The sequence below is a fragment of the Eikenella corrodens genome (assembly GCF_900187105.1).
In the GTDB taxonomy this organism is placed as follows: Bacteria; Pseudomonadota; Gammaproteobacteria; order Burkholderiales; family Neisseriaceae; genus Eikenella; species Eikenella corrodens.
This window is the reverse complement of sequence record NZ_LT906482.1, coordinates 1,732,539-1,755,013: the sequence shown is the minus strand read 5'-3', so window position 1 is coordinate 1,755,013 and position 22,475 is coordinate 1,732,539. Positions and strand designations below refer to the sequence as shown.

Here is a 22,475-nt window from a genome sequence, read left to right as displayed (position 1 = left end):
AGGTAGCCTTTCCCACAAGCAAATGTTAATATCCATCACCAACCATCCAAGGTTGGCCACTCACCCACTCAAGCAAAGGATCAAGCCATGTTTGCAAAATCCCTGTTGAAACCCCTCTTCCTCGCCGCCGCCCTGATGCTGCTAAACGGCTGCGCCACTTATGCGCTGTGGGAAAATCATGATTCGTCGCCAGACTACACCGTCTCAACCTCAACCCACACCGAAAACGACACCGTGGTCGGCTTCGCCCGCGTCAAGCCCGACAGCCAAAAACTGCCGCCCAACAGCATCGTCATGTTGGGCGAGCGCTATATCTATGTGTTAACCAAAGGCAGCAACCCTCGGGCTGGAAGCGGCGAAACAGCCCGGGAAGTGGATTTGGGCGCGATTTTAAACGTGAAGCTGTCCCAACCCTTCCAAATGTACTCTCCTTCCGATGACGCCAAAAACTGCTGCAGTACCCCGCCTTGGGAAGGCTTCAGGCTGAACACCAGTCCGTCGGGGCAACGCTTCTGCAGCGCGGATTTCGATTTGGTTTATCAAGAAAACCCACGTCTTTCTCCCGCCGAGCGCCGCCGCGAACTCGCCGAATTGCGACGGCTGCAATTCAGGCAGGTTACCGACAGCAAAGGCGCATCCCGCTATGCCCGCACGATTCAGGTGTGTGGCCGGCTCTACGTCCGCCCGAACGGTATGAACTACGACTACCGTTTTGAAACGCCGCTGCCCGTAACCATCAGTACCACAATAACCACAACCAAACCCGTTTCATCCATATCTGCGGGAGGGGTTGGCCGCGCACTCGCCACCCCATTCACCGCCGCCCTCGATATCGTTACCCTACCCGTCAGCCTGCCTTTACTCTGGCTGGGCACAGGGATGCAAGAGCGCATGAAATTGTTTTAAGCGCAAACAAAAGGGAGGAATGCCGCTTGGCAGCCCTCCCTTTTTTCAGGTAGCCTTCTGCCATTGCATGATGGCTGCCTGAAACGAGATTTCGGCATTTCTAAAGCTGAGCTTCTGCCAAGAGAAAACATCAAGCCAACCATTCCCGAATCCATCTTCACTGATGAACAACCCGCCTGCCCTACTCATCATCCGCCCCGCCAATCGCATTCCCGCCGATGCTGCCCTATGCCGGCGCACCGGCTGGCAACCCGTACCCTTCCCACTCATCCATATCCGGCCCGAAGCAAACGCGCTGGCCGGATTGCCCACACAGTTGCAGCAAGCCTCAGCTGCCGTTTGGATAAGCCCCACCGCAGTAGAAACCGCCCTGTCGCTACTTTCAGGTAGCCTCATTTCCAGCCTGTCGCAACCGCAAATCGCCGTAGGCAGCGGCACAGCCAAAGCCTTGCAGCAAGCCGGTTTTGCCCGTATCGTTGCGCCCGATAACGGCCACGACAGCGAAGCCGTGCTCGCCCTGCCGCTATGGCAGCGCCTGAATCCGGGTGCATCCGTGGTGATTATCCGCGGGCGGGAAGGCCGCAACACCCTACCCGATACCCTATACCGACGCGGTTTTCAGGTAGCCTGTGCCGATATTTACCAACGCCAGCCGCTCATGCCTGATTGGACGCTGTTTACCGCCGCACAGCCCGCCGCTGCGTGGATTACCTCTGCCGAACAAGTGCGCCTGCTGTTTGCCGCGGCACCTGCAAGCCTAACCCAGCAGCTGCAATCCTTGCTATACTTCGCCCATCATCCGCGCATTGCCGAGGCACTGAGCCAAGCCGGCGCGGCACGCATCCGCCTGCTCAGTTCGGCTGCAGAGTTGGAAAACGCTTTAATTGCCGAACGGCAACACCTCACTCAGGCTACCTGAAAATTGAAATTCCAATGTGTGCAAACGCCACACCGGCTTTCAGGTAGCCTCACAACCGATTGAATAATATGAAAGGAATAGCATGAGCCAACCGGAAAACGAATCCGTACCCGCCGTACAGCCTCCCGCTCCCGCCCCGGCCAGCCCTGTCGCGCCGGTGGTTGTTAAATCCGGCGGCAAAGGCCTGGGCGCGTTTGCCCTCGTGCTGGCCGTGCTCGGCCTGGGTGCCAGCGGCTTTTTGTTTGTGCAGGGGCAAAACCTGCTCAAACGCCAGGAAATCCAGTTCGATCAAAAAATCAATCAGGCTGCCTTGGGCGAATCGCAAAATGCCGCCCTCTTGGCCGATGCCGGCCGCAAGCTGCAAGACAACGAAGCTGTAATCAAGCAGCTGCAAAGCGATATGCAAACCCAACAGGCTGAAGCCGCTGCCAACAACCGCGCCCTGCAAGAGCTGCTGAAAACCCGTAGCGACTGGGTGGTGGACGAAGCTGAAGCCGCGCTCAATCTGGCCGGCCAGCAGCTGGTGATTGCCGACAACGTGCCCGCCGCCGTGGCCGTGCTCGAAGGGCTCGATGCCCGTTTGGCACGTTTCGAGCAGCCGCAGCTGCTGCCTTTGAAACAGGCCGTTAGCGCCGACTTGGCCAAACTGCGCCAGCGTCCCTTCACCGACACCGCCAACGCCGCACTGCGCTTGAGCCGCCTGGAAGCCGCCGTGGGCGCACTGCCGCTCTTGGCCGATTCCAGCCTGCGCCCGCCGCAAGCCGCCGCACCTGCTGCCACCTCGCCGAATGATCCGTGGTGGCGCCAAGCCTGGAACCGCACTCTCGGCGGCCTCAAAGGCATGGTGGAAATCCGCCGCCTCAATAGCACCGATGCGCTCCTGATGTCGCCCGAACAGGCGTTTTATGTGCGCGAAAACCTGCGCCTGCACCTGCTTTCTGCCCGAGTGGCTCTGATGCAGCGCCAAAACGACATCTACCAAAACGACCTGGCCGCCTCGGAAAACGCCGTGCGTCAATACTTTGACGCCGCCACTCCCGCTGCCCAATCTTGGCTGCGCGAAATTGCCCAGCTCAAGGCCATCCAGCCGGGTAGCGGCAACGTGGGCGACAGCCTTTCCGCCAGCCTGAAAGCCATCGCCGACTACCACCAGCAGCGCCAAGGCGAAATCCTCGGCCAGCCTGAAGCCGCTTCCGAAGCCGCCGCTTCGCAACCTGCCGCGCCCGTTTCCGTGCCCGCGCCGGCCAGCCAACCCACACCGGCAGCCTCCGCTCCCGCACTTCCTGCGCCGGCTCAGGCTTCCGCCGCTCGCAAGGGGATTGAATCATGAAAGGCCTGATTTGGATTATCGTGCTGTTTGCCGCCGCTGTCGGCCTCACCATTGTTGCGCAGCATTACAGCGGCAACGTGTATATCGTTATCGATCAAACCCAAACCCAGATTGCGGTAAACCTGCATTTGTTTGCGGGCGCCATGATCGTGTTCGTGGTGCTGCTTTATCTGCTGTTGCGTCTGATTAACGGCATCATCAATATCCCCGGCCGCATGCGCCGCTTCGGCCGCAGCCGCCAGGCGCATCATGCCGAAACCGCGCTCAACAAAGCCGGCCTCGCCTACTTCGAAGGCAAATTCCAACACGCCGAGCAAGAAGCCGCCAAAGTGCTGGAAAACAAAGAAGCCGGCCACAACCGCACCCTCGCCCTGATGCTCGCCGTGCACAGTGCCGACCAAATGGGCGACGATGCCAAGCGCGAAGGCTACCTGAAAGAAATCGCCCAGCTGCCGCACAAAGCTCAGCTCTCGCGCCACCTGCTCGAAGCCGAATCCGCACTCAACCGGCAGGATTATCCCGCCGCCGAGGCCGCCCTGGCTGCCGCTGCCGCCATCAACCCCAAGCTCACCCGCCTGGTGCGCCTGCAGCTGCGCTATATGTTTGAGCAAAACAACCCCTTGGAAGTGCTTGACCGTGTGGCCAAACTGGAAAAAGCTTCTGCCCTCAACGCCGCCGAAGCCGCCCAATACCGCGAATGGGCCTGGCGCGAGCTCCTCGCCCTCGCCACCGACTATCCCGCGCTCAAAGCCTGCCTCGGCCGCATTCCCAAAGAAATGCAGGAAGGCGAACTCTGCGCCCCGATTGCCGAAAAAATGCTGCAAATCGGCCAGTATCCCCGCGTGGTGAAATGGGTGAAAACCCACTATCCGAAACACCGCAACGCCCAGCTCCTGCCGCCCATGATTGAAGCCGCCCGCTACCTCAGCCCGCGCGAACAGCAGAAAATCATGGATACCGTGGAAGGCTGGCTGAACGACGCCCCGCAAGATGCCGCCCTGCTGCTGCACCTCGGCCAAATGGCCTACGCCAAACAACTGTGGGGCAAAGCCCAAGGCTATCTCGAAGCCAGCCTGCAAGCCCAAGCCACCCCGCAGGCACGCCTGGTGCTGGCCAAAGTGTTTGACGAAATGGACAAACCCGATCAGGCCGAGCAGCAACGCCAGCTGGTGCTGACCGAAATCACTCCGGAAGACGACGAAACCGCTGCCGAATAAAGGCATACGGTAAAAAGGCTACCTGAAACAAGCTGCGCAAAAATTAGCAAAGCTCGTTTCAGGTAGCCTTTCTAGTTCAGGTTTAATTCGCTATACCTATTCGTGCCAACTTACCCTGTCGCTGCTAACCAGGAAATCACCTTTGCCACTAGTTGGTACAGCAATCCCAACCAACTTATATTTACCCCAAGCCAAAGGCTACCTGAAAGCCCAAAACTTTCAGGTAGCCTTTTTCCATTCCAGCCGCGCTATTCCACCGTTACCGATTTAGCCAGATTGCGCGGTTTGTCCACATCCGTGCCGCGCACCAAGGCGGCGTGGTAGGCCAGAAGCTGCACTGGGATGGTGTGCACAATCGGCGAGAGCACGCCCACGTGGCGCGGGGTACGGATGATGTGCACATTGGTGCTGGGCTGGAAGTTGCTGTCCAAATCGGTAAACACAAACAGCTCACCGCCGCGCGCGCCCACTTCCTGCATATTGGCCTTCACTTTATCCAGCAGGCTGTCGTTCGGCGCAATCACCACCACAGGCATATTCGCGTCCACCAGCGCCAAGGGGCCGTGTTTGAGCTCGCCGGCGGGGTAGGCTTCGGCATGGATATAAGTGATTTCTTTGAGTTTCAGCGCGCCTTCCAAGGCCACGGGGTAGTGGATGCCGCGCCCTAAAAACAGGGCGCTGTTTTTCTCTGCGAATTTGTGCGCCCAGGCGGCAATCTGCGGCTCGAGGTTGAGCGCGTGCTGGATACTGCCGGGCAGCTGGCGCAACTCTTCCATATAAGACTGTGCCTGCTGCTCGGACACATGGCCGCGCATTTTGCCCAGGGTAACTGCCAGCCCGAACAATACCACCAGCTGGGTGGTAAAGGCTTTGGTGGAGGCCACGCCGATTTCCACGCCGGCGCGGGTGTAGAGCACCAGTTCGCTCTCACGCGGTAGGGCGGATTCCATTACATTGCACACGGACAAGCTGTGCTTCTGCCCCAGCGATTGCGCGTATTTCAAGGCTTCCATGGTATCTAGCGTTTCGCCGGATTGGGATACGGTAATCACCAATTGGTCGGGGCTGGCAATCACGTCGCGGTAGCGGTATTCGCTGGCAATTTCCACATCGGTCGGCACTCTGCCGATGGCTTCCAGCCAGTATTTGGCAGTGAGCGCGGCGTAGTAGGAAGTGCCGCAGGCCAAGATTTTGATGCTGCGGATGTGTTCAAATACTTCCCGCGCTTTGGCGCCGAAGTTTTCCGGCTCAAAGCCGCCGCCGAGGAATACTTCGGCAGTATCGGCAATCGCCTTGGGCTGCTCGTGAATTTCCTTCTGCATGAAGTGGCTATAAGGGCCCAGCTCCAGCGAGGTAAGCGACAGCTCGGACACGCGCACTTCGCGTTTGGCTTCTTGCCCGCTACAATCAACGAGGCGATGGATACCTTCGCTACCCAATTCGGCAATATCGCCGTCTTGCAGATACACGATGCGGCGCGTGAAGGCCACCACGGCAGAAACATCTGATGCGGCAAAGGTTTCGCCCTCGCCCAGAGCCACCAAGAGCGGGCAGCCCATGCGTGCCACCACCAATTCCGCCGGTTTGTCCTGCGCCATCACGGCAATCGCATACGCGCCGTGAAAACGCGCACAGGCGGCCTGCACGGCGGCAAACAGTTGATGCCCGTTGGCGGTGTATTCGTGGTGTACGCTGTGGGCAATCACTTCCGTATCGGTTTGTGATTCAAACACATAGCCCAAGCCTTGCAAGCGGGTACGCTCTTCTTCGAAATTTTCGATGATACCGTTGTGCACCACTGCAATCAGGCTACCTGAAATATGCGGGTGCGCATTGGGCTCGGTTACACCGCCGTGCGTGGCCCAGCGGGTGTGACCGATGCCGATGTGGCCGCACAGGCCGGCTGCCTTAGCCGCTTCTTCCATCAGCTGTACACGGCCCACACGGCGCACGCGCTCAATCACGCCCTGCTCCGTGCCCACCGCAATACCGGAAGAATCATAGCCCCGATACTCCAGCCGCTTCAGGCCGTCGGTAAGAAAATCCACCACATTCTGATTGGCGCGCACCGCGCCCACAATACCGCACATTGCAAAGTCCTTCTCATACTATTTGGTTGCCAGCCGCCGAAGCGGCTAAAAATCAGGCAGATTATAGCAAACCAGGTTTCTACTGTTATTTTTGGGAAACAGGAAATTATTCCTAAAACGACAGCAGCATAAATACTTTCTTATTTCTATTGCCAATTTTAGCAAGAAATTCCAAATTTACACACCATCTCCCACCCCCTTAAACTTCTCCACAAACAAAACAATTTTTTGGAAGACACTTTGTTTTTTCGTCAAATATTGCGGGTTGAGCGGGCTCATTTTCGGTAGGGCTTCGGTCAGTTCCGTGCCGTTTTCGCTGGCATAGCCGCGTTTGAGCGAGCCGGTCAAATAGCGTTTGGCGGCGGTTTCGTTCAGGCCTTCGGCGGCAATCAGCTCTGCTGCTTCGCGCCTCATCACTTCTTGCGCGTATGTGTAAAAGGTTTCCAGTATGGTGGGAACGTCGGGCACTTTGTCCAAATCCGTATCGTTGATGAAATCTACAATCAGGCTCTCTTTGGCTCGGTGGCCGATGCTGGCGCGGATGATGCGGCGGATTTCTTCCACCAGCTCCGCTTTGCCTTTGATTTTTTTGTGGTGTTCGAAAACCAGTTGCAAGATGTAATCCAGATTGATTTCCTGCGATTTGAGCAAATCCACCTCAAAAACCACATCGTCCCAGTCGATTTTTGATTGCTCTTTCTGTTCGCCTGCTTTTTGGCGGCGCAGCCAGTCGCGGATGTCGTTATAGGTGGAACGGTAATCCTGCACTGCCCTTTCAGACGGCATCGGCACTTGCAGCATTTCCTGCACGTCTTCATCGCTCAGGTAGTATTTTTCCTGAAACGCCTTCATAGCATCTTCGTCCGCCGCATCCACATTCTGCAACTCGCGCAATGCGGCAAATTCATCGTAGTTCTGCAATACGTTTTCCGCCCGCAGGTATTCGCCGAAGAGTTTTACGAAAGCTTTTTTGTCTTTTTCCTTTTCGATTCTATCGGGATCGGGGAAGTTTTCGCGCAATTCTTTTGCCACATCCAAATAGCCGCGCCGCGCTTCGCCGGTCTGGCTGTCGGTATAGCCGTTCATGTATTCTTCGTAACTTTTTTCCAGCACCACATTTTTGGTGTTTTTGTCGCCAAACAGGGTAATCGCATCAATGGTTGCCTGCTCCAAATCGCGGAAGCAGACAATGTTGCCGAAGGTTTTGGTGGCATCGTAAATGCGGTTGGTGCGCGAAAACGCCTGCATCAGGCCGTGATAGCGCAGGTTTTTATCGACAAACAGCGTGTTCAGCGTCGGCGCGTCAAAACCCGTCAAAAACATGCCGACCACAATCAGCAAATCCACTTCCTGGTTTTTCACCCGTTTTGCCAAATCGCGGTAGTAGTTCTGAAAGGCTTTGCTGTCCGTGCCGAAATTGGTTTTGAAACAGGCGTTGTAATCGTTGATGGCAACCTGCAAAAATTCTTTCGCGCTACTGTCCATCGCTTCCGGTTCAAAGGTTTCATCGACAATTTCACCGACGGCATTTTGCTCTTCGTTGGCCGCAAAGGAAAAAATAGTGGCCACTTTCAACGGGTGCAGGCTGCCTGCTTGTTGTGTTTTGAACGCTTCGTAATAACACTTGGCCGCATCCACGCTGCTGACGGCAAACATGGCGTTAAAGCCTTTGCCGCCCGCATTCAAGCGGTGCGTTTTCTGCCTGAACTGGTTCAGGATATATTGCGTGATTTCGCGGATGCGTTCGGGGTGCAGCAGGGCTTTGCGGTTTTCGGCGGCACTCAGTTTCTTCTCGTCCTGTTCCGCTTCCACGGCTTTGAACTGCGGGCGCACATCGTTGTAATCCACTTTGAATTTCAATACTTTTTCATCGCGGATGGCATCGGTAATCACATAAGAATGCAACTCCCGTCCGAACACGCCCGCCGTGGTTTCCGCGCCCAAAGCGTTTTCGGGAAAAATCGGCGTGCCGGTAAAGCCGAATTGGCAGAATTTTTTAAATTTCTTTTTCAGGTTTTTTTGCGCTTCGCCGAATTGCGAGCGGTGGCATTCGTCGAAAATAAATACAACCTGCTGGTGATAAACCGGCAGATTATCTTCACTCTTCATCAGGTTGTTCAGCTTTTGGATGGTGGTAACGATGATTTTGTTGTCGTCTTTTTCCAAATTGCGTTTCAAGCCCGCCGTGCTTTCCGAACCGTTCACGCTGTCGGGCGAAAAACGTTGGTATTCCTTCATCGTCTGGTAGTCCAAATCCTTCCTGTCCACCACGAAGAAAACCTTGTCGATAAACGCCGATTCCGTCGCCAGACGCGCCGCCTTAAAGCTGGTCAGCGTTTTGCCGCTGCCCGTGGTATGCCAAACATAGCCGCCGCTTTCCGGCTTGCTCCAATTCTTCGCCTGCGCCGAACTGTTGATTTTCCACAAAATGCGTTCGGCGGCGGCAATCTGGTACGGCCGCATAATCAGCAGCGTATCATTCGCATCGAACACGCTGTAATGCAGCAAAACGCTCAGCAATACGCTTTTCTGCAGGAACGTGGCGGTAAAGTCTTTCAAATCTTTAATCGGATAATTGTCCGACCGCGCCCAATTCATCGTGAAATCGAAGCTGTTTTTGTCGCGCTTGGTGGTGTTGGCGAAATAGCGCGTGTCCGTGCCGTTGGAAATCACGAAGATTTGCAGGAATTTGAACAGCGAATTTTCGCTGTTGAAGCTCTCTTTGCTGTAACGGTGCACCTGATTGAATGCTTCACGCACCGCCACGCCGCGCTTTTTCAATTCAATCTGCACCAGCGGCAAGCCGTTTACCAACACGGTAACGTCATAACGGTTTGCATGCGTGCCCGTCTGCTCAAACTGGTTGATAACCTGCACATGGTTGCGGGCAAGGTTTTTCTTGTCCAGCAGATAAATGTTTTTCAGACGGCCATCATCAAAAGCGAAATCGTAAATATGGTCGTCGTGGATTTTGCGGGTTTTATCGGTAATGTTTTCAGACGGCCTGTCCAGATATTCCGTCAAAAACCGCGCCCATTCGCCGTCTGAAAACGCCACATCGTTCAGCCGCTGCAACTGGGCGCGCAGGTTTTCCAGCAGCCTGCTTTGGCTGTTCAAGTCCTTGCGGTATTCGTACCCCTGATTCTGCAAATCGGCGATTAACTCCGCTTCTAACTGGTTTTCCGATTGGTAGCTGCCCGACTGTTCGATTTTTTCATATTGGTCGAGCACGATGAAATTCGGCGTTTCGGCGATGGGTTTGGTTTCGAGGTTCATGGGTCGTCCTTTGCAGTATCGGGTTTTAAACGGTTTGATGTTCGGATTGGGCTACCTGAAAATGTGCAGACTGCTTTTTCAGGCTGCCTTGGGGAAGGCAAGCAGCTGTTCGCGGTAATATTCGTATTGTTTGCGGCGCAGGGCGATTTCGTGCGGCAGGCCTTCGCTGATGGAGTGGGTCAGGGTGTCAAATTTGTCGAGGATAGCGACGATTTTTTCTTGTTTGGGGAGTGGGGGGATGGGGATTTTATATTGCATAATCGCTGCTTTGCTGCCACGCGGCATTTTTGCACCTTTGGCGTGCTTCATATTAAAAGCAAAAAATTTATCATCGGCCAATACCTGATACAAATATTTTGGATTAACCTTTTCATCTGTTACCCGGATAACCAAAACATCACCGTTTGTTCCACCTGTGCAGTCTGCCTGCCAGATTTTTTTCAAATACGGACGAATATTTCCAATCAAAATGTCATTGACAATATATTCTGTCATTTTTCCTTCGCTTGGAACATAACCGGATAACTTTTTACCTTCTCTATTTTGTAAGAGATTATCCACGCCCACGTAATTATGTTCGTTCAGTTTATCCGAACAAATACGGTCTTTTGAATATTCGGCAATCTCCCCCAACGTCTTCCAAACCACATCTTTCAGACGGCCTTTATAGCCATCAGCTATCCACCCCCCGATTTGATTGTCAAAATCTAAAAGAAAGTCGCGGTAATACTGGTATTGACGTTTGCGCAGGACTAATTCTGCTTCCAGCGTAGCTTCCAGCGTAGCTTCCAGCTCGGTGAATTTGTCAAGTATTTTTACAATTTTTTGCTGAGTTTCCAATGATGGGATGGGGATTTGGATTTTTGCCATATCGGTTGCGGAAACATCAATAACCTTTGTTCCTTTTGCAAATTTTCTTTTTGCCTTATCAAAAATTTCTGTTTGAGTGAAATAGACAAAGAATTTGCCAACAATTTCTTTGCTTGGTTTAAAAATAGTTGCGTGTCCTCCTGTAACGGCTTGCTCTTCTCCCAAATATAAAAGGGCTTTTCCTACGTCTTCTATATTTTCACTAGTGTTGGTAATTACCACATCACCTTTATCTACTTTCTTCAGTTTTTCCGCCAATTCCGGTGAAACGAAAGAAAGAGTCTTATCCGTCTGATTGCCATAATAGGTGTAAATTTGTCCGTAATGAATCGCCGGTACGCCGCTCTCGGTAAAATCTTTTTTCTGCAAACCGTTGCCACGAACCAATAGGCCAACCTCTCCCAACGGCTTCCACTCCACCGATGCCGTCTGAATTATCTCAATCAATTTTTTCGCTTTGCTTTGCATATCCATGGTTGTTTTCCGTTTCTTTCCCGCTGCGGCGGGATGTGGGGCGGTTGTGAGGGGCTTCAGCCCGCTATGTCCGTTTGCCGTTGTTTCGGCGGGCTGAAGCCCGTCCTGCTTTCAGGCTGCCTGAAACAGTGTGCAGGCTGCTTTTTCAGGTAGCCTGAATCAGGGTTATTTTTTGCCGTCTTTTTTCTGTTTAAGCTGTTGCACGGCTGTTTTTTCCAACGCTTTAACGCTTTCCAGATAGGCTTGCTCCACCGGCGACAGGATGCGCGCTTCATAGGCGCGGTATTCGCGTTCGGCTTTCTGCTCTGCCTGTTTGCGGCTGATGCTGCCTGCACCCTGTAATGTGCCTTGGCCGTACAGCCCGGAAAATTTGTCCAATTCGGCTATCCAGTCGCGCATATACATGGGGCTTTGCTCCTGCGCTTTGATTTCCGCCAGGTCGAAGAAGGCGGAAACCAGACGGTTCAGGCGGAACAGTTCGTCTTCGGTCAGGTAGTTTTTGGCGATTTTGGCTTCATTCAGGGTGGGGATTGCGCCTTGAAAGGTGGTCAGCCCCATAAAGTCTTTGCTGCTGTCGGCACGACTGTATATCAGTTCGGCTGCGGTTTGCCGGCTGGCGGCATAGTGCAGTTTGTTTTGAACGGCGGCAAAAAAGGTTTGGCTTTCGCTGCTTTTGGGGTTGTAGTCTTGGCTGGTGGCATATAAATCAAGCACTTGCCGGTATAGGGCTTTTTCGCTGCTGCGGATGTCGCGGATGCGGTTGAGCAGTTCTTTCCAATAGTCGCCGCCGCCTGTGCCTTTCAGGCGTTCGTCGTCTATGGCAAAGCCTTTGGTCAGATATTCGTCCAGCCGTTCGGTTGCCCATTGGCGGAATTGGGTGCCGCGCGCGGAACGGACGCGGTAGCCGACGGCAATAATCATGGGCAGGGAATAATGGGCGATTTTGCGGTTTACCTTGCGCCCGTTTTCATTTTGAACTGTCAACCGGAAGTTGACAGTTGCCTCCTCTTCCAATTCTTGCTCTGCAATAATGGTTTTAATGTGTTTGCTGATATTTTGTTTGGTGGTTTGGTACAGTTCTGCCATGTCCGCCTGCGTCAGCCAAAGCTGTCCGCCAAATTCCTGCAAGGCAAATTGGGCAGTGCCGTCGTTGGCGGTGTATAGGATGATGCTCATGCTTCAATCTCTGTAATCACTTCGTCAATTTCACGCCGCAGCCGTTCGATTTTGGCGACGGTTTCGCTGATTTCGGCGTTGAGCTGTTTGATGTCGACGGCCTCGCGGGTGTCTTCGGCTTCAACATAGCTGCTGACGGCTAGGTTGTAGCCGTTGTCTTTGACGGTTTGCTGGGCAGCGTTTTGGGCGATATGCGGCACATCGGCTTTATCGGCGAAGAGTTTGACGATTTCGGCAATGTGTTCTTCGGTTAAGACGTTGTTGTTGGTTTCTTTCTTAAAGAAGCCGCTTGCATCGATAAATTGGATGTCGGTATTGTCTTTGTGTTTGGACAAAACCAGGATATTGACGGCGATGCTGGTGCCGTAAAAGAGATTGGGCGCAAGGGCAATCACGGTTTCCACGTAGTTGCCCTCCACCAGATATTGGCGGATTTTCTGCTCTGCACCGCCGCGATAGAAAATGCCGGGGAATGAGACGATGGCGGCGCGGCCTCTGCCGGAAAGGTAGTTCAGTGCGTGCAGGATGAAGGCAAAATCGGCTTTGGATTTCGGGGCAAGTACACCTGCTGGGGCAAAGCGGTCGTCGTTGATTAAGGTGGGGTCGTCGCTGCCTATCCAGTTGATGGAATAAGGCGGATTGGAGACGATGGCATCAAAAGGTTTGCTGTCTTTGAGCTTGGGCTTGGTCAGCGTGTCGCCCAATTCGATGTGGAATTGGTTGTAATTGACGTTGTGCAGGAACATGTTCATGCGGGCGAGGTTGTAGGTGGTGTGGTTGATTTCCTGCCCGAAGAAGCCTTCTTCGATGATGTGCTCGTCAAACTGTTTTTTCGCCTGCAAGAGCAGGCTGCCCGAGCCGCAGGCGGGGTCGTAGATTTTGTTGACTTTCTCCTGTCCGTGCACCGCCAGCCGCGCAATCAGTTTGGATACGTTTTGCGGGGTGAAAAATTCGCCGCCGGATTTGCCTGCATTGGCGGCGTAGTTGGAAATCAGGTATTCGTAGGCATCGCCGAAAAGGTCGATGTGGTGGTCTTCAAAACTGCCGAAATCAAGCTCCGCCACCCCTTTGAGGACGGCGGCAAGGCGTTTGTTCTTGTCGGCAACTGTGCTGCCGAGCCGGCTGCTGGTGGTGTCGAAGTCGTCAAACAGGCCTTTGATGTCTTGTTCGGACGGATAGCCAGAGGCGGAGCTTTCAATCGCGGTAAAAATTTCTTTCAGCTTAGTGTTGAGCTCTTCGTTTTGATGGGCTTCGGCGGCAATATTGCAAAAAAGTTGGCTGGGGTAGATGAAATAGCCTTTGACTTTTACGGCATCGTCTTTGATTTCGGGCGTGATGATGCTGTCGGACATGGCAGCGTAATCAATACTGCTGTCGCCTGCCTGCATATAGTCGGTGAAGTTTTCGCTGATAAATCGGTAGAAAAGCGTGCCGAGAACGTATTGTTTAAAGTCCCATCCATCCACCGCGCCGCGTACTTCGTCGGCAATTTTCCAGATTTGACGGTGCAGTTGGGCGCGTTGTTGGGTGGCGGTCATGATACTCTCCTAATTTCCTTTATCCATAAAATTAAAACTTACCAATTAACACTTATAAACAAATACTCAATACGAAGCCGACACCATCTTACCGTTTCTAAAATTCTGCTGATACAGAATATTGCCGTTGATGGCATAAGTGGTGAGCACCCCGTTTTGCGGATGGGCGCGGAAATCATACAGGCTCTCGCGGGTGAGCAGCATGGCGTCGCTGCGCTTCTGCCCGCTCTCGTAAAAATCCTGCACCAAATAACTCCTGCCTTGGCGTCTCAACAGCTGGCGGTAGTAGCCGCCCTTCACTTCGTTTGGCACGGCCTTGCCCTGCGCATCGAAATACGTGACCACCTGCTCCTCGATAATGCGCAAACCGCCCAAATCCTGCACATTGCTGCCGTTATTCCGGCTGCCCACCGGAATACTCAAGCCCGTGCCCAAGCCAAGATGGCGGCCGGCAAAACCCAAGCCCAGCAGCACATTGCTGCCCGAACAGCCGGCCAACAGCGCAACACAGGCGGCAGCCGCAAAATTCCGTTTTTTCATCATCATTCCCCCTTAAACCCAATCAAAATCAATGCCCGATTATAACCCGTTTGAATAAACCGATATAATGCCCCTCTTCCCATTTTTCAGGTAGCCTCATCCCATGATCAGCAAGCTCACCGGCAAACTCATCGAAGCCATCCCCCCGCAAGTCGTTATCGACGTAAACGGCGTCGCCTACGAAGCCGACGTTTCCATGCAAACCTTCTACACCCTGCCCCCTGTGGGCGAAACCGTCTCGCTCTACACACAGCTCATCGTGCGCGAAGACGCCCACCTTCTCTTCGGCTTCGGCAGCCACAGCGAACGCAACACCTTCCGCCAGCTCATCAAAGTGAGCGGCATCGGCGCCAAAACCGCGCTCGGCATCCTCTCCGCCATGAATGCCGACGAGCTCGCCGCCGCCATTGCCGCCGAAGACATCAAACGCCTCTCCTCCGCCCCCGGCATCGGCAAGAAAACCGCCGAACGCATGGTGCTCGAACTGCGCGGCAAACTCACTACCTTTAACGGCGTCCAAACCCAGCTCGCTGCTCAAGCAGGCGACAGCAGCGAAGACATCGTCAGCACCCTGCTCGCCCTCGGCTACAACGAAAAAGAAGCCCGTGCCGCCACCAAAGGCATCCCAGCCGATACCGAAGTGGGCGAAGGCGTGCGCCTAGCCTTGAAAAACCTGCTGAAATAAACAGATAAAGGTTACCTGAAACTGAACCAACCATTTTCAGGTAGCCTCTTAATAGTTAACCAACACAGTCAATACAAAGCGGCAAGCCACAAACAATGCACACATGCAACAAGTGAGCCAACGCCGTAGCAAAAGTTTAACTTATTGCCATACCCACCCAAAGGCTACCTGAAAGCCCCAGCAAAGGAACCCCACCATGCCCCGCATCGGCCTCTTTGGCGGCACCTTCGACCCCATCCACAACGGCCACCTGCACATCGCCCGCAGCTTTGCCGACGAGCTGGATTTAGAAAGCGTCATCCTCCTGCCCGCCGGCGACCCCTACCACAAAATCACCCCCCGCACTCCCGCCCACCACCGCCTCGCCATGGCCGAAATCGCCGCCCAAGCAGACTCCCGCCTTGCAGTGAGCGACTGCGACATCGTCCGCCAAGGCGCCACCTACACCCACGACACTGTGCAAATCTTCCGCCAACACTTCCCTACCGCCGGGCTCTGGCTGCTCATCGGCATGGACAGCCTGTTGCAACTGCACACCTGGCACCGCTGGCAAAACCTCGTGCGCCAATGCCGCATCGCCGCCGCCCCCCGCCCCGGCAACAGCCTCGCCCAAGCCCCCGCCCCACTGCAAACCTGGCTGGCCGAAGCCCTGCCCCAAGGCCGTCTACACATCCTGCGAGCCGAGCCGCTGCCCATCAGCTCCAGCCAAATCCGCCAACAACTCACCACCGAACACACCAGCCCCGACATCCCCCCCGAAGTGCTCGGCTACATCCGGCAACACCAATTATATTGCCACACCGGCGCATAACTCTTCAGGTAGCCTCTTGCCAAAGCAAAGGCTACCTGAACTTTTTAAGTTTCAGGTAGCCTTTGGGGCAGTAGTTTTGGTAGTGGGTATGATGCGGTCAAGCCGCAATTATCATCTCATGCCGGATTGTTTGAGCTGTTCGTAGCCGCCACGGTTTTGTACGTTGGTGTAGCCCATGCTTTCCAACACTTGTTTGGCGGTTTCAGCACGGCGGCCGCTGCGGCAGTAGAGGTTGATGGGGGTGTTTTTATTGGGCACGTGGGCGGCAATCTGCTGGCCGATTTGGTCGTGCGGAATATTTTTGGCGTTTTCCAGATGGCCTGCGGCATATTCTTCGGGCGTGCGCACGTCGATCCAGACGGCTTCTTGGCGGGCGGGGGCCTGGCGCGGCTGGCTTTGCTGCTGGGCAGGCTTGCGGCTATGCTGGCCGTGGGCAGAAGCAGCAACTGGGAGGGCGGCCAAAAGGGCGATGGCGGCTAGAGAGAGGGTTTTCTTCATGGGGATCTTTCTCTTGATGGTGGAAAGGGGAATTTCAGGTAGCCTTTTATTCATTAAAGGCTACCTGAAAATCGGTTTAGGCTTCGCGGGCATCTTCTACGGCTTCGAGGGCACGCAGAGAGTAGGTGTAGGCGGCACCGGCGTTGAGGGAGATGGCGGTGGCGAGCGCACCGGCCACTTCGCTCTCGGTGGCACCGGCTTTCACAGCGGCTTGGGCGTGCACGGCAATGCAGCTTTCGCAGCGGGTGGTAACGGCCACGGCCAGGGCGATGAGTTCGCGGGTTTTGGCATCCAGCGCTTCGGCTGCGGCGGCGCTTTCAAGGGCGGCGTAGCCGGCCAACATTTTGGGGTGGCCTTTGCCGAGCTTGGCAAATGATTGTTTAACGTGGGTGGCGTGTTTTTTCCAATCTAAAAACATGGTGTTCTCCTGGCGAATAAACTCAAATAAAATTTGAACGGACGGCTTTTGCCGAAACCGTTTGATGGGGCGTATGATGGCATAAGTTTTAGTGTAGGGATTGACTGATCGTCTCATTCTTTTGACTGCGATAGCTGAAGCAATTATTTTTCCTGCTCAGCGGCAATACAAGCAACATGGCAAAGAGAGCCAACACCGTATAAAGTAAAGCGTTTTAGCGATATGTTCCCGCCACCGACCAATAAGGAGAAGAGAAATGGATGTGTTAGACAAATTAATTTATCTGGCGCGGCTGCGAGGTCGGATTGATGTGTGCTGCCGGCTGGGCGGCGGGTTTCATTTGGAACACAAAACCGAGCCGGAAACAGCGCGGCTGCATTGGGTGGTGTCGGGTAGCGGCTGGCTACGGGTGGGCAACGGGCAGACGGTGGCGTTGAGCACGGGCGATGCGGTGCTGCTGCCCTACGATACGGCGCACAGCATTGCCGACAGTTTGGAGGGCTTGGAGCAACCGGCGGGCAAGCCGCAGCTTCACGGAAACGGCGTGCTGGCAGTGAAAGACTGCGGCGGCAACCGCTTGCAATTATTGTGCGGGCAATACCGCTACACGCGCCATGCGGCGCTGTGGCTGGGCATGCCAGAATGCCTGCTGCTGCCGCTGCCGGAAATGCGGCAAACGGCATCGATGATGCTGGATGAGGCAGAAAGGCTGCGCTACGGCAGCGGCACGGTGGTGAATGCGCTTTCGCAGGTGATGCTGGTGGCGGTGTTGCGGCGCTACCGGCAGCAGAGCAGCGATCCTTCTTTTTTATCGCAGCTGGAAGACCCGCGCCTCAGCGGGCTGTTGCAGGCAGTGTTGCTCGCGCCGCAGGAGGATTGGTCGATTGCACGGATGGCGGAAATGGCCAAACTCTCGCGGGCACAGCTGATGCGCTTGTTTAAATCGGTAATCGGAGAGAGCCCGCACCGCTTTGTGCTGTCGATCCGCCTGCAACAGGCGGCGGTGCAGCTGGCGGCAAGTGCGGATACGATTTTGCGCATTGCGCTGGAAAACGGCTTTGTGTCGGAATCGCATTTCAACCGTGCGTTTAAGCAGTATTTCGGGCAAACGCCGAAACAATACCGCGTGCAGCAGCTGGAAGAGGCGGAGAAGGCCGTGGCTTGAGCATAGTGTTTTAATGGATGAAGGCTACCTGAAAATATGCGTTGTGTTCGCTATGCTTTCAGGTAGCCTTTTGCTGCCTATGGCGGTCTCTGGTTTTACCCATCCAAGATAGAAGGCTACCTGAAAAACTTAGTTTCGCAGAAACTTCACTGCGCTACGTTTTCAGGTAGCCTTTATTTACTCTCTAAGCTGCTCTTTATATTACTGCTTTTTGAAATCTTTCAACGTGCCATCCACATTAAAATCAGCAGAGTATTTGGCGCGCGGAGTTTCGATGGTGGAAGTAATCCAGCGGCGGGTTTGGTTCGGTACCCACAATTGGAAGCTGGCGAAATCCAGCTGGGTTTCAGTGGCTTCCACTTCCTTGGCTTTCTCGCTCCAAGTTTTGGCGATGGTGGCCACGGTGGCAAACTTGATGTCGTTCAACGGGGTCACGTTGTCTTTCATGTCGCCGCCGCCGGAAATTTGTACCGGTTGCGGTTCGCTCCACTTACCGTCTTCGTAGGTGTAGTGGTCGATATTATCCGGTTTTTCCGGGTCTTGGATGTCGATTTCAATGCGCGGACGGCTGCTGCCATAGAATTGAACGTTTTGGAATACATTCAATTCCTTGCCAGAGAACTGCGGCAAGGCTTTGAGAGAATCTTCTGCCGCCTGCAGAGCTTGGGCGTTGCTCAGGAAGTTGTCCATAGAAGCGGCTTCCTGTTGGCTGCTGCTTTCAGCCGGCTGGCTGGCTTCCTGGCTTTGTGAAGCTTGTTGCTGCGGCGCCGGAGCCTGTTCTTCACCACCTTTGCCGCCACAGGCGGAAAGGCCGAGTACGGCAGATACACACAGCAACCAAAGTGCTTGTTTAGATTTCATAAAGTCATTCCTTCTTTCAATATTGGTTGAATAAGGCAGCATTGCTGCTGGGCGGTATTGTAAAGAAAACTGCTGTGTTTTTCAAAATCGTAGCCGATAAGGCACGTTCTTCGCCCAACTTCTGGTTTCTCCAAACCGTATACAACTATTGATTTGTTGTTTCTCCACATCCTATCTCTAAACTAATACCTTTTTACTATTGAAAATAATTCTCAAATTAAATAATATAAGAACGTTCTTAACGTTTATTTTCATTATAGCTTTAAAAAATAAGGAATAAACCTTATTCGTCGTATATTTTGATTACTAATATTTACAGTATACTAACAAATGAAGCCACAAGTCTTTCGCCCCAGCGCATTGGTGTTGCTGCTGGCCGCCGCTTTTGCCCACATGCAGGCCGCCGCCGATACTTCTGCCGAGCTCGAAACCATCGAAATTAAAGCCCGCAGCCGCGACCAGCGAGGGGCAGACGACGTGTACCGCAAAAACGTTTCCAGCGTTTACGCCGGCCGCGAATACCTTGAACGCTACCGCACGGATGCCGCCGGCGACGTGTTTAAAGGCTTAAACGGCGTGTACAACATGAACACCCGCAACGCCGGTAGCGCGATTACACCCAATATCCGCGGCATCAGCGGCAAAGGCCGTATCCCCGTTACCATCGACGGCACGGAGCAAACCGTAGACGTGTGGATGAACAACTACGGCATCGCCGACCGCAACTACGTCGATCCCGCCCTGTTCCGCAGCATCACGGTGGAAAAAGGCCCGGCCATGACGCGCGGCGTGAAGTCCGGCGTGGGCGGCGCGGTGTCCATCCGCACCATCGAGCCTGCCGACATCATCCCCGAAGGCAAAAGCTGGGGCGTGGAAGTGAAAACCGAGTTTTCCAACAACACCGCCGAGCCGCTGCAAAATTTAAACGACTATTTGGGCAAAGACTACCGCACACTGCCCGGCAACCCCACGGCAGATGGTCCATCCGGCACGATAGGCGGCCAACTGCCTTTCACCGGCCTTACTTTTTACGGTACAGAAGCTGATAAACCACGTACCGGCAGCCGCTTTACCGAATTTAAAAACGATCGCAACCTGCTGTTTTCCGCCGCCTTCAAAACCGATATTACAGACGGACTGATTGCCTACAGTGACCGGCGCAAAGGCACTTATTTCAGCGGTAAACAAGGCTTTGAAGGCTATATGAACAACGCCATTTATGAAGATGATAACCCCCGTTCCGACAAAGTTGAAGCCCTGATTCCAGATATGGCCGAGCTCTACCGCCCGGGCGAACAGGTACCCAACAGCAACGTGGCCAGCCGCAGCCTGCTTGTAAAAAACAACTGGCATCTGCCGCACGGCCAGCAAATCAACCTGCACTACATGGACACTAAAATCCGCTTCGGCGAGGTAAACCCATTTATTAATGCACTGTTGCTCGGTTACAGCAGCCAATACAATATGTTTAGGAAGCATTACGTTATTGCCCCTGTGCAAGGATTAGACTCCAATATCCGAAGCCGCACCTACAAAATCGGCTACCAATGGCAGCCCGAAGGCAGCCGCTGGATAGACCTCAAAGCCGACATCTGGCGCGTGCACACTACCAGCACCCGCCACCAAAGCGGCGGCCCCGATTTGGCCGTGCTTTTCGGCGACGAAAAATACGATGCCTGGGCGCGCTGCTTCCGCCACAACCTCCAGCCCGATCCCGCACGCGGCATCGCCAGCTGCCAAGAGCTGATAGACCAAGGCTACGACCACAACACACCGCCCAACGATCCGCCAATGTTCGAAGGCTCGACCACTGTATTTGCGGGCTCGCAGCAAAACACCACCGCCACCCGTAACGGTTTCAATATCAGCAACCGCATGCGCCTGAACGACCAATTCAGCCTCATCCTTTCCGCCCGCCACCAATACGAAAAACTCGATGAACATAACGAAGTAGCAACCAACGATAAAGACATCTTCGGTATCATAGATGCCGTAACCGCACTAACCAAGCTTACCGGCCCGCGTGCCGGGCGGCGCAAGGAATGGGGGGCACAGCTTGTCTTCGATTGGCAGCCGACTTCGCGCCTGAAAATCGAAGCCGGTATCCGCTACGACCGCTTCTGGGCGTTTGACGATGTGCTCGCACGTGCCCGCACCCGCCGCGATCCGAATTATGCCGTTGCACAGGGTATCGATAATGTGCGCAGCGGGGTAGCCGTGCCATATTTGCAAATCATGACGCAGGAGGAAATCGATGCCTACAACCGCGCCCGCGCCGAAATTGCCAGACGCCCCGACGATGGGGAGGAAATCTACCGCGATTTCTACCGCCGCCACGGCTTCTTCCCCAGTGAATGGGATATTACGCGCCACAACCCCGACGGCAACACCGGTTTTGAAAACAGCAACGGCAACTATCAGGCTTTCGACGAAAGCCAAACCGCCATGTACCGACCGATGCCGGCCAGGATTGCACATTACTACAACCGCAAATTTAACGGCCCGCTCTTCCCCGACGGCTTTTTCGAAGAGCGCGTGGAAAACCCGCAGGGCAGGCAGGGCAGCTTCTATCGCTATTTGAAGCCTAGGGTTGGCGGTTATAGCTACTCTGATGTGCCTATTTTGGGCGTAACCCATGATTCCTATTCTTTTGCCCCCCTTTATATTGAAGGAGGAATGTCTGGTTTAGGCGACGGCGATTATCGCGACCGCAAAAGAAGTTACGAAAGAGCAGAGTTCCCGTTCACCGCCAGCTATATTTATACGCATATCGACCCGAATAGCGATGCCAACTATCCACCTGTCAAGCGCTTGAACGGCTCGGCCTGGTCGCCCATGATCGCCCTCAGCTACGACCTCACCGACAACGGCCGGCTGCACCTGCGCTGGGCGCAGATGACGCGCTTCCCCAGCATCTACGAGGCCACCAATATGTCTTCCGGCGCGGTATACAGATACCCCATGCTGGACACGATCGACCTCAAGCCCGAGCGCAGCACCAACTGGGAAGTCGGCTACACCTACAACTTCGCCCCACTGTGGAGCAGGTTGCGCGAAGGCGACGTGCGCCTCACCTATTTCTCCAACACCATCAAAAATGTGATCGACACCAACGAAAACAAAGATTTGATGCAGTACGACCGAAAAATCACCCAAGGCATCGAGCTGCAAAGCCGCCTCGATTTCGGCCGCTTCTTTATGTCGCTCGGCGGCACATACCGTTTAAAACAAGAAACCTGCGACGAAAACCTCTCTTTCGCCTACGACATGTACCACAACCGCGTACCCGCCTGCATCGAGGGAGGTATCGGCGTCACGCGGTTCTATCAATCCATCCAGCCCAAATACTCCATCAATTTGGATATGGGCGTGCGCCTCCTCGGCGAAAAACTCGAGCTCGGCATCCGCGGTATCCACCATAGCCGGCGCAGCAGCAAACAGCACGATGAGTTGGTGGATAAGGGCTTGAGCTTCCTGTTTAATTCCACCGGCCAAGCCTACCACTGGCGCGCCTCCACTATTTGGGATGCCTACGCCCGCTACCGCATCGGCAACAGGCTCAGCCTCAACCTCGGCGTGAACAACCTCACCAACCGCTACTACCTCGACCCGATGAGCAACGTCCCCACCCCAGGCCCGGGCCGCACCGTAACCCTCGGCATCAAAGCCCGGTTTTAACGCACAAAAGTCTACCTGAAAAT

17 protein-coding genes are annotated in these 22,475 nt (G+C 54.4%); 8 read left to right on the top strand and 9 right to left on the bottom strand.

What is annotated here, in order from left to right; genetic code table 11:
- Positions 1–87: 87 nt before the first annotated feature.
- The 4 genes from CKV94_RS08815 to CKV94_RS08800 all read left to right on the top strand — a co-directional run bounded on the left by CKV94_RS08815 (position 88) and on the right by CKV94_RS08800 (position 4,372).
- A complete protein-coding gene (locus tag CKV94_RS08815) occupies positions 88–906 on the top strand; it encodes a hypothetical protein (RefSeq protein ID WP_003821975.1) in 819 nt (272 codons plus the stop codon).
- 163 nt (positions 907–1,069) lie between these two features.
- Positions 1,070–1,825: a uroporphyrinogen-III synthase gene (locus CKV94_RS08810; protein ID WP_003821977.1), complete on the top strand. Its 756-nt coding sequence runs from the start codon at positions 1,070–1,072 to the stop codon at positions 1,823–1,825.
- Between the two features lie 82 nt (positions 1,826–1,907).
- Positions 1,908–3,155 (top strand): uroporphyrinogen-III C-methyltransferase, encoded by a 1,248-nt coding sequence (locus CKV94_RS08805; RefSeq protein WP_003821979.1) that lies wholly within the window; start codon positions 1,908–1,910, stop codon positions 3,153–3,155.
- Complete coding sequence (locus tag CKV94_RS08800) at positions 3,152–4,372, top strand: heme biosynthesis HemY N-terminal domain-containing protein (protein ID WP_003821980.1); 1,221 nt, start codon at positions 3,152–3,154, stop codon at positions 4,370–4,372. Before CKV94_RS08805 ends, CKV94_RS08800 begins: the two co-directional genes overlap by 4 nt.
- Positions 4,373–4,620: 248 nt before the next feature.
- Here the strand turns inward: CKV94_RS08800 and glmS are convergent, their stop codons facing one another.
- The 6 genes from glmS to CKV94_RS08770 all read right to left on the bottom strand — a co-directional run bounded on the left by glmS (position 4,621) and on the right by CKV94_RS08770 (position 14,342).
- Positions 4,621–6,462, bottom strand: coding sequence for a glutamine--fructose-6-phosphate transaminase (isomerizing) (gene glmS / locus CKV94_RS08795; RefSeq protein WP_003821981.1), 1,842 nt, complete (start codon positions 6,460–6,462; stop codon positions 4,621–4,623).
- 177 nt (positions 6,463–6,639) lie between these two features.
- Positions 6,640–9,738 (bottom strand): type I restriction endonuclease subunit R, encoded by a 3,099-nt coding sequence (locus tag CKV94_RS08790; RefSeq protein WP_003821983.1) that lies wholly within the window; start codon positions 9,736–9,738, stop codon positions 6,640–6,642.
- A 78-nt stretch (positions 9,739–9,816) separates the two neighbouring features.
- Positions 9,817–11,082 (bottom strand): restriction endonuclease subunit S, encoded by a 1,266-nt coding sequence (locus tag CKV94_RS08785; RefSeq protein ID WP_003821985.1) that lies wholly within the window; start codon positions 11,080–11,082, stop codon positions 9,817–9,819.
- 165 nt (positions 11,083–11,247) lie between these two features.
- Positions 11,248–12,258, bottom strand: coding sequence for a virulence RhuM family protein (locus CKV94_RS08780; protein ID WP_003821988.1), 1,011 nt, complete (start codon positions 12,256–12,258; stop codon positions 11,248–11,250).
- On the bottom strand, positions 12,255–13,796 hold the full coding sequence (locus CKV94_RS08775) for a type I restriction-modification system subunit M (RefSeq protein WP_003821989.1): 1,542 nt from the start codon (positions 13,794–13,796) through the stop codon (positions 12,255–12,257). Before CKV94_RS08775 ends, CKV94_RS08780 begins: the two co-directional genes overlap by 4 nt.
- A 66-nt stretch (positions 13,797–13,862) precedes the next feature.
- Complete coding sequence (locus CKV94_RS08770) at positions 13,863–14,342, bottom strand: hypothetical protein (RefSeq protein ID WP_003821990.1); 480 nt, start codon at positions 14,340–14,342, stop codon at positions 13,863–13,865.
- A gap of 97 nt (positions 14,343–14,439) precedes the next feature.
- Between CKV94_RS08770 and ruvA the strand changes: the two genes are divergently transcribed.
- A complete protein-coding gene (ruvA, locus tag CKV94_RS08765) occupies positions 14,440–15,021 on the top strand; it encodes a Holliday junction branch migration protein RuvA (protein WP_003821991.1) in 582 nt (193 codons plus the stop codon).
- 196 nt (positions 15,022–15,217) lie between these two features.
- Complete coding sequence (nadD, locus tag CKV94_RS08760; protein ID WP_003821992.1) at positions 15,218–15,832, top strand: nicotinate (nicotinamide) nucleotide adenylyltransferase; 615 nt, start codon at positions 15,218–15,220, stop codon at positions 15,830–15,832.
- A gap of 111 nt (positions 15,833–15,943) precedes the next feature.
- Here nadD and CKV94_RS08755 read toward each other — a convergent pair whose 3' ends face one another.
- Entirely contained in the window at positions 15,944–16,330 is a 387-nt protein-coding gene (locus CKV94_RS08755) for a rhodanese-like domain-containing protein (protein WP_035573289.1), read from the bottom strand.
- Between the two features lie 76 nt (positions 16,331–16,406).
- Positions 16,407–16,748: a carboxymuconolactone decarboxylase family protein gene (locus CKV94_RS08750; protein ID WP_003821994.1), complete on the bottom strand. Its 342-nt coding sequence runs from the start codon at positions 16,746–16,748 to the stop codon at positions 16,407–16,409.
- Positions 16,749–17,004: 256 nt separating this feature from the next.
- Here CKV94_RS08750 and CKV94_RS08745 point away from each other — a divergent pair, with 256 nt between their 5' ends.
- Positions 17,005–17,913: an AraC family transcriptional regulator gene (locus CKV94_RS08745; RefSeq protein ID WP_003821995.1), complete on the top strand. Its 909-nt coding sequence runs from the start codon at positions 17,005–17,007 to the stop codon at positions 17,911–17,913.
- A 201-nt stretch (positions 17,914–18,114) separates the two neighbouring features.
- On the opposite strand, the gene CKV94_RS08740 is transcribed toward CKV94_RS08745, so the two are convergent.
- Positions 18,115–18,774 (bottom strand): hypothetical protein, encoded by a 660-nt coding sequence (locus CKV94_RS08740; RefSeq protein WP_035579750.1) that lies wholly within the window; start codon positions 18,772–18,774, stop codon positions 18,115–18,117.
- 330 nt (positions 18,775–19,104) lie between these two features.
- Here CKV94_RS08740 and CKV94_RS08735 point away from each other — a divergent pair, with 330 nt between their 5' ends.
- Positions 19,105–22,452: a TonB-dependent receptor domain-containing protein gene (locus tag CKV94_RS08735; RefSeq protein WP_003822000.1), complete on the top strand. Its 3,348-nt coding sequence runs from the start codon at positions 19,105–19,107 to the stop codon at positions 22,450–22,452.
- The last annotated feature ends 23 nt before the right edge of the window (positions 22,453–22,475 follow it).